Annotated in this window: 11 protein-coding genes; 3 read left to right on the top strand and 8 right to left on the bottom strand. The window is 40.3% G+C overall.

Going from position 1 to position 15149, the window contains the following annotated elements; genetic code table 11:
* Nucleotide 1 precedes the first annotated feature (1 nt).
* The gene (locus tag NWP21_RS03050) at nucleotides 2-1564 is read right to left on the bottom strand and encodes a sodium:proton antiporter (protein WP_280791565.1); all 1563 of its coding nucleotides are present in this window, start codon (nucleotides 1562-1564) and stop codon (nucleotides 2-4) included.
* 551 nt (nucleotides 1565-2115) lie between these two features.
* A complete protein-coding gene (gene infC / locus NWP21_RS03045) occupies nucleotides 2116-2649 on the bottom strand; it encodes a translation initiation factor IF-3 (protein ID WP_271733910.1) in 534 nt (177 codons plus the stop codon).
* A gap of 766 nt (nucleotides 2650-3415) precedes the next feature.
* Here infC and NWP21_RS03040 point away from each other — a divergent pair.
* The 3 genes from NWP21_RS03040 (at nucleotide 3416) to NWP21_RS03030 (ending at nucleotide 6914) form a co-directional block, all read left to right on the top strand.
* Nucleotides 3416-3643, top strand: coding sequence for a hypothetical protein (locus tag NWP21_RS03040; RefSeq protein WP_280791564.1), 228 nt, complete (start codon nucleotides 3416-3418; stop codon nucleotides 3641-3643).
* A 165-nt stretch (nucleotides 3644-3808) separates the two neighbouring features.
* Nucleotides 3809-6049: a pentapeptide repeat-containing protein gene (locus NWP21_RS03035; protein ID WP_280791563.1), complete on the top strand. Its 2241-nt coding sequence runs from the start codon at nucleotides 3809-3811 to the stop codon at nucleotides 6047-6049.
* Nucleotides 6050-6614: 565 nt separating this feature from the next.
* Nucleotides 6615-6914: a hypothetical protein gene (locus NWP21_RS03030; protein WP_280791562.1), complete on the top strand. Its 300-nt coding sequence runs from the start codon at nucleotides 6615-6617 to the stop codon at nucleotides 6912-6914.
* Between the two features lie 303 nt (nucleotides 6915-7217).
* On the opposite strand, the gene NWP21_RS03025 is transcribed toward NWP21_RS03030, so the two are convergent.
* From NWP21_RS03025 to NWP21_RS03000, 6 genes are all read right to left on the bottom strand, one after another.
* Entirely contained in the window at nucleotides 7218-7409 is a 192-nt protein-coding gene (locus NWP21_RS03025) for a hypothetical protein (RefSeq protein WP_280791561.1), read from the bottom strand.
* A gap of 157 nt (nucleotides 7410-7566) precedes the next feature.
* A complete protein-coding gene (locus tag NWP21_RS03020) occupies nucleotides 7567-7878 on the bottom strand; it encodes a hypothetical protein (RefSeq protein ID WP_271733902.1) in 312 nt (103 codons plus the stop codon).
* Between the two features lie 540 nt (nucleotides 7879-8418).
* Nucleotides 8419-8679 (bottom strand): hypothetical protein, encoded by a 261-nt coding sequence (locus NWP21_RS03015; RefSeq protein ID WP_280791560.1) that lies wholly within the window; start codon nucleotides 8677-8679, stop codon nucleotides 8419-8421.
* Between the two features lie 367 nt (nucleotides 8680-9046).
* Nucleotides 9047-9826, bottom strand: a complete 780-nt coding sequence (locus tag NWP21_RS03010; RefSeq protein ID WP_280791559.1) for a peptidylprolyl isomerase — start codon at nucleotides 9824-9826, stop codon at nucleotides 9047-9049.
* A gap of 23 nt (nucleotides 9827-9849) precedes the next feature.
* Nucleotides 9850-11403: an HlyD family efflux transporter periplasmic adaptor subunit gene (locus tag NWP21_RS03005; RefSeq protein WP_280791558.1), complete on the bottom strand. Its 1554-nt coding sequence runs from the start codon at nucleotides 11401-11403 to the stop codon at nucleotides 9850-9852.
* 88 nt (nucleotides 11404-11491) lie between these two features.
* Complete coding sequence (locus NWP21_RS03000; protein WP_280791557.1) at nucleotides 11492-14548, bottom strand: peptidase domain-containing ABC transporter; 3057 nt, start codon at nucleotides 14546-14548, stop codon at nucleotides 11492-11494.
* Nucleotides 14549-15149 lie beyond the last annotated feature (601 nt).

The raw sequence follows: 15149 nt of genomic DNA, 5'->3' as shown, positions 1-15149 counted from the left end.
TTCAGCCCTTACCATTTTCCCAGACATCTGTCAGCATCGGGGCTAATTCCGTATTTAACCGACCAGCGCGGACAAACTCCGCATAAGTATCAGCCTCAATAGCCAAGAGTTCATCCCGGAACTGTTCAGTAATAAAAGTACTAAGATGAGGATACTCAAGCTGTAACTGGTCAATTTTACCTTGTAGATTTTTGATCTCACCTTGAATTAGCGTCTCCTGGTAACGGTAAAACTCAGGGTTAATACCCGGACGATGGTCTTTTTCCAGGCGTTGTAAAACCCTTTCTAAAGCTACATAACGAGTAGCGAGTTCTGAATATTGCTCACGTAGAGGCGCATCACCCAACAGATTTAACTTTTGCAGCAAAGGTTTAATGGTCAACCCTTGAACCAGTAGAGTAAATAAAACCACTCCAAACACCGTCGCAATAATTTTTTCTCGCTCCGGTAGTCCTATGGGTACACTTAAAGCTAAAGCAATAGCAACAGAACCACGTACCCCACCCCACCATAAAACCGTTTGTTCAGGTAAGGGGATTTGATATTGAGTAATTACAGCACTCAAACTACTCAGAAGATAAATACTAATAGCCCGCATTAAAATCATAGTTGCGATTGTAATGGCAATGATTTGCAGGTTTTCCCCCAAAATACTAAAGCGAATTTGGTCGCCAATCAACAAGAAAACTATAGAATTCACAAAAAATGCTAAAAAAGCCCAAAATTCTGAAACAATAACCCTAGTCCGGGGGTTCATACCTATACGAGAGCCAAAGTTACCTAAAATTAACCCTGTGGTCACAACTCCAATCACACCGGAACCGCCCAACTCCTCTACAATCAGGTAAGTACCGTAAGCAGAAACCAGAGTTAAAGACTGTTCCACCATCGGTAAATCAAAGCGTTGGGTAAGATAAGAAATAGCAAAGCCAATTAATCCCCCCACTGCTACGCCAGTCCCAATTACTACCCCCAGCTGTAATAAAATCGGCTGGATACCCAATTGAGCATTTCCCAAGGACAGGGCCAGCAAAAAACCAAAGGCTACTACCGCCATGCCATCATTAAATAAGCTTTCCCCTTCCATCATCGTGGTGAGACTTTTACCCACCCCCAACTCCCGGAATAAAGCGGTTACAGAAACCGGGTCAGTGGCGGATAAACTAGCGCCAATCAGTAAGGCTGTGGTTAGGGATATCCCCCCCAGTTGATTTAGTCCCACTGCTACACCTGCAATGGAGATTACCACCCCTAAAACTGCATATAGGCAAATTGTCACCAAATTCCGCTTTAACTCCGGCCAGCGCAAATTCCACGCGGCTTCAAATAATAGGGGCGGTAGAAAAATGAATAAAATTAACTCAGGGGAAAGGGTGACTAGACGGACATCCACAAAGGCTAACCCTAAGCCGACAATCACCAGGAGTAAAGTATATGGTATATGACGAAACCAACCAACTACCTGTGGTAAGGTGGCTACTCCCAAAGATACGGAAAGCACTAACAGAAACTGTTTGAGGTTGGTTGTGATGATTTCTTCACCAATTGCTGTTTCTATGAGCATAAGTGGGAATTAGTAGTATTTTATATAGCAATCCTAAACGATTCATGAACAATTTCTGTTCCCTGTTCCCTGTTCGGTGTGTTCCCTTTCCTCACTGATAATTTCTCAAGTCAAATAGGATGACTATATTGAGCGAGCAAGGTCAAAATACCAGTGAATGTTACGGAATTAGTCCAAGTTTCAATTATTCTTCTGTTGGTGGCTACCTGAAAGTGTCCTATGTCACCGGTTTACGGAATTGTTACCCCGTCGCATTGCTTTAAATGATTGTCTCATATTAAATTTATGTTTACCAATTTTTGTGTTTTAAGTCGCAATTAATACTCATATTAGCCGCCTACGTAGTTATGGCGGAAAAAGCTGCGCTGAAGCAATTTTACGCGATCGCTGCAACAGGTAATTTCTCTGGGGTATTTAGACTGGATAAATTGCCAAAGTCCCGAGCATCTGAGTATGATTTTAATCACTCAGCGCCCAGGACTATCAACTTTACAGCGACTTACCCAACTAGGGGTCATCTATTATACTGGATATCTGGAAAAATCGGCGAATTATTTTTTGGGCGAAATCAGCATCATCATATTTCTACCTTCTTTTTTCGGTGCTTGCTGTAGTTCACCCAGTGGCTCTAAATCTTTGGCCATGCGCTTAAGCAAATCTTCTGCTAAATCACTGTGTTGAATTTCTCGACCCCGGAACATTACAGTCGCTTTTACTTTATCTCCATCTTTGAGAAAGCGCTCTGCTTGCTTCACACGTACGTTATAGTCGTGTTCTTCAATTTTATAGCGCATCTTTACTTCTTTAACATCTGCTGTGTGCTGTTTTTTCCGGGCTTCCCGTGCCTTCTTCTCCTGCTCAAACTTGTACTTCCCATAATCCATGATTCGACAAACCGGTGGGTCAGCCTTATCACTGATCAATACTAAATCTAGCTCTTTTTCTTCAGCCAGTTTTAGTGCTTCTTGTGGAGGCATAATTCCTAATTGGGCGCCATCAGTGTCAATGACTCGAATCTTGGGGAACCGGATGCGTTCATTGATTTGGGGTAGATCGCGAGTTCGTTTTTTCTCAATCACAGGCATTATGATTATGGAAGCTCTTTTGTAGTTAAGATGTGGTTTGGTCTTGGTTTACTTGGTTTGGTTTGCTCTGCCTTAGCAGCACAATTGCTCAATTTAATTCAGAAATTGAATCTGAGTCTGTTTTTCTAGGATAACTAATTCATCAATTGATCGTCATCATCCTTATCTATTTTACCCATTTTGGGATACTTTCTAGAGCGATCGCTTTATGTCAATATATTAACCCCAGTCTTAAGATAATATTACATTTTTTTCGCACCAATATACAAACCTATGTTTTTGTACTTCACCGCATAAGTATATATACTATCATCACCTTGTGCAGCATTACTGAGCTTTTGTCATTACTTGATGAGGAAAACTGTAGTCAATATCCTTAGAGGATGTTTGATAAGTTTTCAAGAGGTAATTTTTATATTAGGGAACACCGGATCAGGGAACACACCGAAGGATTGGGAAGGATTGGGGAACACACAAAAAACAATAAAATCCAGTCCCATACCCTGACAAGGGGAGGGTATGGGAGGGGTCAAACAATAGTTGATACACTAATCATGACTTACTAAACATCCTCTTAGAGGATGTTTAATAACTTTAGTGATGCAACTATGATGATTCACCCAGAATATCAAAGGGTTTAAGAATTAATTGGTGTGGATATCTTCACCCCCCCCGAACAGGCATCTTGTGGTAGGCTTATGCTTAATAGTCTAAGATTTAACACGCCCATTATCCGGGCGGATAATTTAATCGTAACGAGTAACTCATGAACATATCCTCTTCTCTGTTTGGCTCCCTATTCTCTGGAGTAGAAGAATTAATCGAAGCAACAGTTGATACTGCATCCGAGCAAGTCAAGGTTAGCCAAGATGTTAAGGTCTCCAGCGTCTTAGGAGAATTGACCGATACCAGCTTGATATCTTCTATTTTAAACCTCAATGTAGACGCGATCGCCTCCATGAAAAAACAGACTGGCAATCAAGACAATCCATAGAACTCTATAAAATATACATTACCAATCCCGGTGTATTCGCAACACCGGGATTGTGTTGTTTCACGAAGAATTATACTGGCGATCGCCTCTGGCTTTTGGCGGCTTGTCAACTGCACCTAGTCTGGTGCTATAGATGGGTAAGATTGTTCTTTTTATGGGTAATTAGTGATTCAGTTTTTTTTTAAACGCAAAGGGGCGCAAAGGGAAGCGCAAAGGGGCACAAAGATAAAATTAAGTTTATGTCTGCGTTGGTTTTTGATTTATGTCTGCGTTGGCTGGCTTTTTTTCTCTCCCCCGGTTGGTGCGTCTCCTAGTCAACTGGAACTTACTCCTTTAAGTCTGGAGTTGTTACAAGAACGATTACGAACACCGGTCATCCGTGAGGGGAGTCTGACTGTGGATTTACGGCAGATGGTGATTGATTTGCGACCGGAAAATGGCAGGTTTCGGGATGATTTTTACCAGTTGCTGCGCAAGGAGTTACAAAGGTCGGGGACTAAGCCTTTGGGTTTGGATTTGAGTGGTTCTCTAATTCAGGGGAGTTTTTTGGGTAGGGATTTGGGTTTGAGAACTCCTCTTTATGCTGCGCCTGTTTATGCTCCTATTTTGACCCGTGGTGAACAGGAACAATTGCAAAGTTTACGCTCTGTTTGTTTGCAGTCTTTGGGAATAGCTTTACCTAGTTCTCCTGACTGTCGCGCACTTTTGGGAGGTGGCGGAACTGCTAGTGAAATCAATATTTTTCGTGGTTCTTTAAATCTGGTGGGAACCCGTTTTAATGGGGAGGTGCAATTCTCTCATACTTTCTTTTTTCAGCCGGTGAATGCTCACAATGCTATTTTTATCCAGTCTAGTAACTGGGAAGAAACTAGATTTAGCCGCTCTGTGGGGTTCAGTGGTGCTAGTTTTCGCCAAGGAATTAATTTTAAAGGTAGTGCGTTTTTTGAGCAGGTGAATTTTCAAAGGGCGCAATTCCAGGATCGGGCTGATTTCCAAAATAGCACTTTCTCGGAGTCTACTAAGTTCAATGAGGCTAGTTTTAAGCAGTCAGCTAAGTTTAGTCGCTCTCAATGGTTGGGAAATGTTGATTTTTCCGGTGTGCGTTTTGCTGGTACTGTACACTTTGGTCAGGCTGATTTTCATCAGTATGTTTTTTTTACGGAAACTATTTTTGAGCAAGCTGTAATTTTTCGCGCAGCTATTTTTAATCATGCTGTGAATTTACGTGGTGCTAGTATTTTGAATCAGGCGGATTTTAGTGATGCGCGGTTTGCTCAGGAGGCTTTTTTAAATGTCCCTGGTCTGACTTTTAATTCTAATCAAGGTAAAATTTTAGGGAATCCTGGGGAAATTGGCCAAAGGTTCCGGGTTCCTAGTTCCCTGGGTAATCAGAATGTTTTGCGCAATTTGGGCCAGAATTTCCGTCAGCAGCAGCAAATCGCTGACGCTAATCAGTTGGAGTATACAAAACAAAAACTACGTTTGCGGGAGTTAACCCATCGGTTGGTTGATAGGAATATTAATACTGCTAGTCGCCAAAGTTTGCTTGATTTGGGTTTTAGTGCAACTCAGGCAGAGGCGATCGCCCGTCGTCGTATAATTCAACCATTCCGTAATCGTGGTGATCTGTTAAGTTTAGCAGATATCGATTTAGATACCTATCACCTTAGCGATCGCTTGGTGATTGCTCAACCCCTTTCCCCCGGTGCGTGGTTCCTACAAGCAGTCAGATGGTCGGCTTTGAGTCTATTACTGCTCCTGAGTGGCTATGGTACCAGTTTTTGGTTAGTCTTTGGTGTCGGCGGTGTGGCGATCGCTTTTTTTGGCTGGTTATTCTGGCTCATAGACCGCTGTCGTCGCTTACATCCGGTTCCCATTATTCCCACCTATTACGAAACCATCTCTATATGTGCTGGTTTTAGTCTGTTAACGCTGTTGAGTTTATTAGCTATTTTCCGCAATGCTGAATACCCTTGGCTAACTCTAGGTTGTCTGGTAATTATTATTGTCCCTCTACCAGTGGCTTTAATTGTCCGCCTTTACCAACAAGGTCGTTATCACGATTTAATGGATGTTTCCTATTTTACAGAAGATGGTACTTTTCGCCAGTTACGATTATTAATTGGGCGATTACCTGTCATACCCAGAAATCAGACATTCCGCGAAAGATATATGCATTTATTATGGAATCGTCGGTGGAACTGGCTTAATTACTATGACTTTAGTTTGAATAACTTAGTTAGGTTAGGTTTTAACGATATTCGCCTCCGGGATGAACATTTACCAGGTATTATCGCCACCCTGGCTTGGTATCAGTGGAGTTTGGGTTTACTATATCTTACCCTGGTTTTATGGACTCTTTCCCGCACTATTCCCGGATTAAACCTACTCATTTATTTGAAGTAATAGCTCTAATTAAAAACTCTAATTAAAAAAAATAATCAGATGTGGAATTTTTTTTAACCGTATTCGCCCTTAGGCTTTCCCTCCAGGTAGAAACGCGAAGGTAAAATGGGGCTTTGCGGAATCATAATATAAAATGCCAAAATGACCTTCTTTTTTCTTTGCACCTTTGCGCTTGACTAGCAGCCAAAGTCTGCCTTGGGGGGCGAAAATAATTTATACTTTCACTCAGTACCGCCTAAGATTGTAGTTATATCTGCGTTATGATTCTTGATGCTAGGGGCGAATATTATATAGCAATCCTAAATGATTCATGAACAATTTCTGTTCCCTGTTCCCTGTTCCCTGTTCCCTTTCCTCACTGATAATTTCTCAACTCAAATAGGATGACTATATATTGATATGTTTTTATCTAAATGAAAATATACATATATTAATAATTACTTCTATATTTTCTATGCTTACACATTTAAATTAATAAAAATAAATCAACTCAGATTACTAGTCTTTATTAATTTTTTATAGTATTATTGTAATTAAATCAATACCTATTGAAAAAGGTAAAAACATGGTTATTAATGACTTAGATTATTGTGAAACAACAGAAGACAGCATTATTGGTGGGTTAGATGCTATTACAGATATTCAAACATATGTCGCCCCGGGATATGCGGAAATAACCACAGCAGCTTCCGCAGTTGGAGATGAGTCCAACACTTTTACCCAGGCTCAAAGTATTGTAGATGATACTGGTCGGACAAGAATTAGTAAGGCTATGGGAGAAGCTTTCGCCACAGCTAGGGATAAGAACGGGTTTATGTTGTCCTACCAAAAAAACATAGCGATTTTAGTCAGACATAATTCCTAAAAATATCTAGATTGGTAAGCTTTTAACTCCAAAGAAACTTTTTACAGCGCTTTTCATCTGAGTTAGGTACAAAAGGGCGCGATGCCCACCCCACAAGATTTATGATATTAACGTGTGTACTTTATTTACTTGAAAAGTGCTGTAACTGTCTATTTTTGATTTTTTTATTGGCAATTTTTGGTAGTACCCCACTCTGTGGGGTACTACTTGTTAAAAGACTTTATATGGAAAATCCCACGCATCATAAGCATGGGATAATTAGCATTTATCTGAAAAATTATCTCTGTTTCTACTTGATTTTGTTCACCGCACTAATCTAACTTGAGCCGATGTTGCAGAACTACTAGAACTGCTACCAGCAGAAACTTTTACCGCAGTGGTTTGAACAACTTCACTTTCACTATCGGGCGATGCTGAAACCACACTTTTAGCCTCACCAATAATCTGTCCATCCGGTGAGACTATACGTTTGACTATAACTTGATAACGAGGCATAATCTGATTATCTACTCTGAGTAAATCAATGAGTAAAGACCACAGAAGCAGAAGAGGTGCAAACTAACTTCCATATTTATTGGTAATTCGTTAATTGCTCCTGCTTCTGCGGTCAAATTCTGTCAAAGAAATAATCTATATCTTTGATAATTTGGACTTAGTACTTCTTCTTAGGTCCTCTGAGAGCTGCTGCGGTTGAACGGGAAGCAGCATCAGAAGAAACACCTTCATGTACTTCTGCAAAAGTGATAGTTTCAGCATCGGTGTTGTGACCATATGCTTGAGCTACTGCTTGAGCATCAGCAAAGTTACCGTGAATATCAACTTGTACGTCAAGTCTCTTATGAATATCAACATTTACTTTACTGTCGATTTTCTCCAACTTCTTGTTGTTGATGTAGAAACCGCCACCACCAACAACAGCAGAACCGTCAACAGCTTCTAAAATATTTAAGTCAGAAATAATCATGAGCCTTTCCTAGAATTTTTTCGCTGGGTTTAGAATTGTTTTGTATAACCAAGTTCCGCTTGGCTATATTTAGAATATAGCTAACATTTTCCAGAAAAAGAATAGCTTATTATTTTATTTTTGCTAAAAATAATTCATTTAATTATTAATTGTAACTCAATTGATAGCTATAAGCAACTCTTGCCTATATGCTAATTTGATTGTGGAATAAACACTCATATAATCCCGCTTTTTTATCTCTACAAATCAAATATATAGATTTATTTATGAATAGCATTGATAATGCAATTATTGGTTTTTAAACTGTCTGTGATATCCATTTAAATAAAAACATTAAATCAATCAATAAAAAATCGCTGGAATGCTTTTTAAACAATTCCAGCGACCTTCTCACTACCTGATTTCAATTGGAGAAATACAGGGAAACTAACTAAATTCGGTTGTAAGTATTCTCATATATAGCATCAACGTAATAATCGCTGAGAGCCCCTGAGAACATGAATGGATTCTGTTGGTCTTTAGTTAAGGCGATAACTAAGCCTAATACTTATACCCATCATCTTTGCAGATTGTCACATATAATACTCCATTGTCTTTCTTTTTACCCTTTTCATCACATTTTTCATAACATACTGTCTCACATGGATCATAAGACTTGGTTGGTTCATAATATTTGGGCTTTTTATCATACTTGGTTTGCGGATATTTGGGCTTTTTACCATATTCATCCTTGTAGCCACAACCGCCAATCACATTTTCTGCGTTAACTGTTTCTAAGATATTTAAATCGGAAATAATCATGGATATTCTCCCAGGATTTCTTGTTTGATACCTAACCGATTTGTTGTCTTCGGTTATGTTTCTAATATAGCGGATTAACCAGATAATGTAATAACTCATGCAATGCTATTTCATGAACTAAATTGATGTTATTGTTCCTATTAATTAACTATTCATCGCCATGGTTAACGCATAACCCCGACTTCTATAATCATCTGTTATCAAGTCAGAAGATTGTGGCAGAAGTCGGGGTTATTTAGGGAATTTAAATGATAGGACATTACCCGCTCTTCTTGCTAAGGAGCGGGGCTGGGGGTGAGATAAATCAAATATTTTACCAATGAAAAATTAAGGATATTTCAGATTTACAATCAGCAACGCCCATAAATTAAGACTGCTTGAGTAATTCTTTGTGAGGCTGTAAGCTCTGGGAATCCAGATGAGTAATTATTTGCATACACTCCAGTTGTTGCTTTAACCAACCATTGAATAATTCTGTAATAATTTTTTCGCGTAACTGCTCATCTAATTGGGGTTGACTAATTTCTTCTACCCAAATTAAATACACCCCTTTTGCAGTCCCAATGGGCTTAATCACCTGTGGTGGAGTTGCAGCAAATACAGATGCAGCAATCTCCGGGCGAAAATCTTTGCGGTGTCGCCTTCCTTGGTATCCATAAGTGCTGCGAAGCTCTGGGTCTGAGATATATAGGCGAGCAATTTCTGGAAAGCTGATTTCCCCCTCTTCCATCGCATAAAACATTTCTAACGCCAAGTCTTTATCATCAAAAATGATTTCATAGGTAATGGCCACTACATAATCTAGTTGGTGTTGATAAAAGAACTGTTCAACTTGAGAACTAAATAGATGATCTGCTACCTTCTGAGCCAGGATTTTGTTATATACTGATTCTTCAAACTCATTCACAGAAAGATGGTGTTTCTCTAGCCATGTTAATGTATCTTGAGCTTTGACAAGCTTATTTGCTAAACGGAGATTATCCCCTTGTTGCTGAACTTCTTCCGGTGTCACAGTGATTTGTGCTTTTTGAGCAACCTCCTGAATGATTTTTTGAGAGGCGATCGCCTCTACCAGACCAGGAACTTGAGACGATAATTTGAGTCTGTGAATAATATCTGCGGTGGAAATATTGAGAATTTGAGACATGACACAATCCCCGAAGTAAACTATTAAAGCTCTAAACCATTTTTGTGTAACTTCTTGAACGGATCTAAAACAAAATCAATCACCCGGCGCTGACGTATAATAACTTCAGCATTTGCTGTTTGACCCGGTGTTAATGGAATACGTTCTCCGTCCCTTTCAATATAGTTTTGTTCTAAAGTGATTTCTAACTCATAGGTTTCTATATTTCCTGCGGCAGTTTGAGTCATTTTAGAATTGGGAGAAATCCGAGAAACTTGACCTTGGATGATGCCATATTCCTGGAATGAATAGGCATCAAACTTGATTTTCACTGGCATTCCCACATTTAAGAAGCCACTATCTTGGACTGGCATATGAGCTTTGAGAATGATGGCAGTATTTTCAGGGGCAATGTCAGCAATTCTCTGACCAACTTGTACTACCTCCCCTGGCTTAGAAACTGGTAACTCAAAAATTACTCCATCCACAGGCGATCGCACCACTCGTTGCTGCATTTGTAGATTCAACGACTTAATTTTGCTGTTAGTTTGAGTAATTTCCAATTGTAAATTTGCAACTTGGGTTTCTAGGTCTTTAAGTTGTTCTTGATATTTCAGCACAGCCAATTTACCAGTTTGTAGTAAACTTTGATAGCTGTTTTCTTCCCCTTGCAGTTGATGTTTTGCTTGCTCGATATCAGACTGTAACTGATTCATCGTCGCCTCATAGCGACTCATTTCTTCAGTCAAGCGTAATTGTGCCTGTTTAACATCAGATTCCGCCCTGGTATAAATGCGTCGGCTTTCCTGTTCTTCTTTTTTAACTTGGTCAACTTGATTGAGGGGAACCGCCCCATCGTTCAAAAGTTGCTCAAAACGCTGGACTTGCCGAGCATCTATACTCAAACGCTCATAAGCTGACTGTTCCTCCTTTTGAGCAGTTTGAACCTGCTGCTTTACCTGACCGAGTAATGCTTGTTTTTCTAACTTTTGCAGGTTATAAATACTTTGTTTGTAACCAAGGTTTTGTTTTGCCTGGTTAACTTGGGACATTTTCTCTAAGGCTTGAAACTGATTTTGTTGTTTCTGAATACTTAGTGTTAACTGCAGTTGATTTCTCAGCACGTCAAACTGCGCTTCTTGGTTTAACAGTGCTGAGAGTTTAGCCTCAGCTTGCTGAAGTTCAGTCTGCAAAATCTCAGAGTCAAGTTCTAATAACACTTGTCCCACCGTTACAGTATCACCTTCTGTCACCTTAACAGCTGTGACATTCCCCACGGATTGGGAGTCTAATTTTTGTGTTGCACCTTGAGGCTCTATACGTCCTCTGGCGCTACCAGTTTCATCTACTTTCGAGAGAGTCGCCCAGGGTAAAGCTAAAGCGCCAAAACCCACCAATACATACAACACACCACGAGTCCACACCTTTGGTAAGGCATCTAGTAACTCCTCAGTACCATAATATAAATCCTGAGTATTACCTTCTGGAATCGACTCGTGAGATTCAGTGGTTTCTTCTTGGGGTTGAATATAAAGTTTATAGTCATCCTCTTCTTGTTTCAGAAGTGCAGATGAAGAATTGGGAGAAGTGTAAGGCATAGTTTCATAGGAAATTGGGAATTGGGAACTAACTAATGTCTAATGACTCCGCACCTTTTGTATAGTCCAATGCAAAAACCGGATCAACTTAAACTACTTGAGCTAGTTGTTGTTGATTGAGATAGTAGTAATGTCCTTTTTTGGCAATTAATTGATCATGACTACCGCTTTCTACTAACACACCACGGTCTAAAACCAAAATTAAATCTGCATTGCGGACTGTGGACAGGCGATGAGCAATAATCACACTGGTACGCCCTTTGAGTATGGTTTTGAGATTATTCTGAATAATCCGCTCTGATTCCGAGTCTAGGTGACTAGTGGCTTCATCAAAGAGTAATAACCGGGGGTTACCAAGTAAAGCCCGAGCAATAGCTAGGCGTTGGCGTTGTCCACCGGAAAGCATTCCGCCACTTTCACCAATTTGGGATTCATAGCCCATTGGTAACTTCTGAATAAATTCATCCGCGCCAGCTAATTGTGCCGCTGCGATAATCTCTTCTAAGGTCGCTTCTGGGTGAGCAATACTAATGTTTTCTCGAATCGTACCACCAAATAAAAAGGTGTCTTGGTCTACTACACCTATTTGAGAACGGAGCGATCGCAGTCCAATATTAGTAATATCACATCCGTCAATCAGAATCTTGCCATCTGTGGGTGGATATAAACCCAAAATTAACTTGCTGAGTGTAGTTTTTCCCGAACCACTGCGCCCCACCAAAGCCACCATTTGCTCTGGCTGAATTTCAAAGTTAATATTTTCTAGGACGTTAGTCTGACTTTCGGCATGGTAACGAAAGGCAACATTCTCAAAGCAAATATGCCCGCGCAGTATCCCTAAAGGCCGGCGGTTTTGAGTTTGCAAGTCCTCTTCTGGTTGTGCATCTAAAACATCGTTAATCCGTTCTGTAGAAATGATAATTTCCTGCAATTCATTCCACAGCATTGATAGCCTTTGAAAAGGACTCAAAACATTACCCACTAACATATTGAAAGCTACTAATTGCCCCATAGTTAGTTCCCCTTGAATAACTTGCCAAGCACCAAACCACATCAAGGAAGCATTCACAAAGGTTTGAATAACGCCACTCATAATTTGCAAGCGGTTACCAACCACTTGAGCATTAAAGCCTTTTTTCACCAAATCATGCAGCAACTCTTCCCAACGCCAGCGTACTGTCTGTTCAATGGCTAGGGATCGCACTGTACGAATACCTGTGAGAGATTCTATAAGATAACTATTTTCTTTGGCTCCCGCATTGAACACTTCTCTGGAAATGCGACGCAAAATACTTGTGCTAGCCAGTGCTAAAATGAAAAATGGCGGTACTGTCAATAGTACGAAGACAGTCATACTCCAGCTATACCAGAACATGATGCTTAGATAGATCACTAGTGTCAGCATATCCAGGATGATTGAGAGAGTCTCACCCGTGAGGAAGCGCTGGATTTTTTGGTTTTCTTGAATCCGAGAAATAATATCCCCCACATAACGGGACTCGAAATAAGCCAGGGGTAAGCGGAAGGTATGTTTAATAAAACCTACAACTAGCGAGATGCTCACCCGATTGGCTGTATGGTCTAAAAGATATTGTCGGACTGCATTCATGGCAATACTAAACAAACCAAATACAATCATCCCCACACCCACGGCGTTTAAGGTGGGAATGCTGCGCTGCACCAACACTCTATCTAGTAATAACTGGGTGAATACCGGCGTTACTAGTCCAAATATTTGCATCAGCACACTGGCTATGAACACTTCTACCAGTACCCAAGAGTGAGGTTTAACTAACTCAAAGAACTTCCAGAAGCCGGGGTTTTCATCCTTGGTTTTTTGCAGCAGTTCTGTAGGTTGCAGTAATAACGCATAACCAGTCCAACCAGCGTTAAATTGGCTTCTGGTCAGGGTGCGTTGACCAATGGCAGGGTCACCAACAATTACCTCACTTTTGGTGATTTTATAAACAACTATAAAGTGATTACCTTCCCAATGGGCGATCGCCGGTAAAGATTGTTCGGCAAATTTAGCAAAGGTGGCTTTGACCGGACGAGTGGCAAAACCCAGGTTTTCCCCTACTGCTGCTAAAGCCCGTAAAGATGCACCACTGCGGTTGACATTGGTCATATTCCGCAAGCGATTCACACTCAACTGCTTACCCCAATATTTACCAATCATTACTAAGCAAGCACAGCCACAATCGGAGGCGCTTTGTTGGGCATAGAAGGGATACCGTTTACTCAGCTGTTGCCACCAATGCCCTATTTTCACTTTGGGGCTGGGAAAGTAAGGCAGTGTTTGATTTGGTTTTTTCTGTGACTGTTTTTCTCTGTGGGGAAAGGGAATCACCTTGGCTGTTGGGGATGAGCTCCCTTGCCATTGTGTCTTAACAGTGATATCTAGTTCACGGTCACTGACAAAGGAAGCTAATTCTGGACAGTGTTCTAGTGCTTTTTCCCACTGTGAACTTTTGAGGATATAAGCAATGGTTGGTTGGATGGCTTGCCATGTACCTTGATTCGGTTGAGTCGAGATTTGCCCTGGTACTAAGGAGTTTCCCTCGGATTCCAGCAGTTGACCTTTATACAACAGCCACAACTGGGAATCTGGAAATTGTGTATTTACACAGCCAATATCTAGGTTGTGTCGCTCAAACACTGTTAAGGCTTTGAGCATGGCCTGAAATTGCGCCGGTTGTGTGGGAAATTGTCCGTTTTGCCGACACCTCATCAGTAAATCCCACGTTTGGGCACGACAGAACAGGCGATCGCGCATCTGAGGATATTTGTCTATCAACTCTTGCAATACCTCTTGTCTGACATACCCCAGTTGTAGGTTTTGTGAGCTTCTGGCGGTGTAATGACTCAAGTTTTCCTCTGGAAACAAGGTTATTTCACCAAATGAAGATGAGGCTGACAGGGTGGTAATTAAATTATCAGCACTATCTGATAGTCTGACTTTACCACCCAGAATGATGTAAATACCAGGGTTCATTTCTGCGGATTGCCAAAACTGCTGTGCTACTGGCGGCTCCACAAGTTCCATAGATGCCCAGCACCTTTGCAGTTCTGGTTTTGTCAGCTTCTCTCCTAAAGTATCAGTGAGTTTTTCACCTAGATGTTGTGGCGAAAATACTGTTGTCATTATCTAACCTCCAAAACGGCATTAGTCTGAATGACTAATAAAAACTCGGTGAATAGTAAATGCCTGATTTAGGGTTAAACATTATTTACTGTTTGTGATTTGGCATAGGAATATCAAATATTTTCTCTGTCAGGATTTCCCCATTAAAAATATCCTCGTTTTTTTTGTGGGATAGGTATCCTTACATTGCCCATATTCCTGGATGCCCAAGGCTACACAATGGATGATTTATTTATCAATAATCTCTAATTACAACCAGAATATTAGTAGGTAGATAAAAATAAATGCAAGTCTTTTATGGAAGCTGTAATCCTGTGAATATGAGAAATAAGTACTAAAATTACCACTACTAGCAATTAGTAAATTTAAAGTTTAATCTTCCCTACTTAATTCCTTGATCAAATGAGTATCTCATCCCTGTATCAGCCTGAAAAATTAACCTCAGTAATGTTTTTTAGCAACCTTATTTATGATCACTACTGCAGTTAACCATCAACTTTGTACCAGGTTTTTAGTCTTCTTGTCATGCCATTATGGCATATTTTTAGCATATACATTTATTTTTATTTCTCTAAAAAATTTTATGTTTTTAATAATATAT

This window comes from Anabaenopsis sp. FSS-46, from assembly GCF_029891665.1.
In the GTDB taxonomy this organism is placed as follows: Bacteria; Cyanobacteriota; Cyanobacteriia; order Cyanobacteriales; family Nostocaceae; genus Anabaenopsis; species Anabaenopsis arnoldii.
This window is presented reverse-complemented; position numbering and strand designations above follow the sequence as displayed.

What these genes read in the sequence shown, in the direction of transcription:
- NWP21_RS03050 (WP_280791565.1), bottom strand. Translation starts at nt 1,564, where the DNA reads ATGCTCATAGAAACAGCAATTGGTGAAGAAATCATCACAACCAACCTC.
- infC (WP_271733910.1), bottom strand. Translation starts at nt 2,649, where the DNA reads ATGCCTGTGATTGAGAAAAAACGAACTCGCGATCTACCCCAAATCAAT.
- NWP21_RS03040 (WP_280791564.1), top strand. Translation starts at nt 3,416, where the DNA reads ATGAACATATCCTCTTCTCTGTTTGGCTCCCTATTCTCTGGAGTAGAA.
- NWP21_RS03030 (WP_280791562.1), top strand. Translation starts at nt 6,615, where the DNA reads ATGGTTATTAATGACTTAGATTATTGTGAAACAACAGAAGACAGCATT.
- NWP21_RS03025 (WP_280791561.1), bottom strand. Translation starts at nt 7,409, where the DNA reads ATGCCTCGTTATCAAGTTATAGTCAAACGTATAGTCTCACCGGATGGA.
- NWP21_RS03020 (WP_271733902.1), bottom strand. Translation starts at nt 7,878, where the DNA reads ATGATTATTTCTGACTTAAATATTTTAGAAGCTGTTGACGGTTCTGCT.
- NWP21_RS03015 (WP_280791560.1), bottom strand. Translation starts at nt 8,679, where the DNA reads ATGATTATTTCCGATTTAAATATCTTAGAAACAGTTAACGCAGAAAAT.
- NWP21_RS03010 (WP_280791559.1), bottom strand. Translation starts at nt 9,826, where the DNA reads ATGTCTCAAATTCTCAATATTTCCACCGCAGATATTATTCACAGACTC.
- NWP21_RS03005 (WP_280791558.1), bottom strand. Translation starts at nt 11,403, where the DNA reads ATGCCTTACACTTCTCCCAATTCTTCATCTGCACTTCTGAAACAAGAA.
- NWP21_RS03000 (WP_280791557.1), bottom strand. Translation starts at nt 14,548, where the DNA reads ATGACAACAGTATTTTCGCCACAACATCTAGGTGAAAAACTCACTGAT.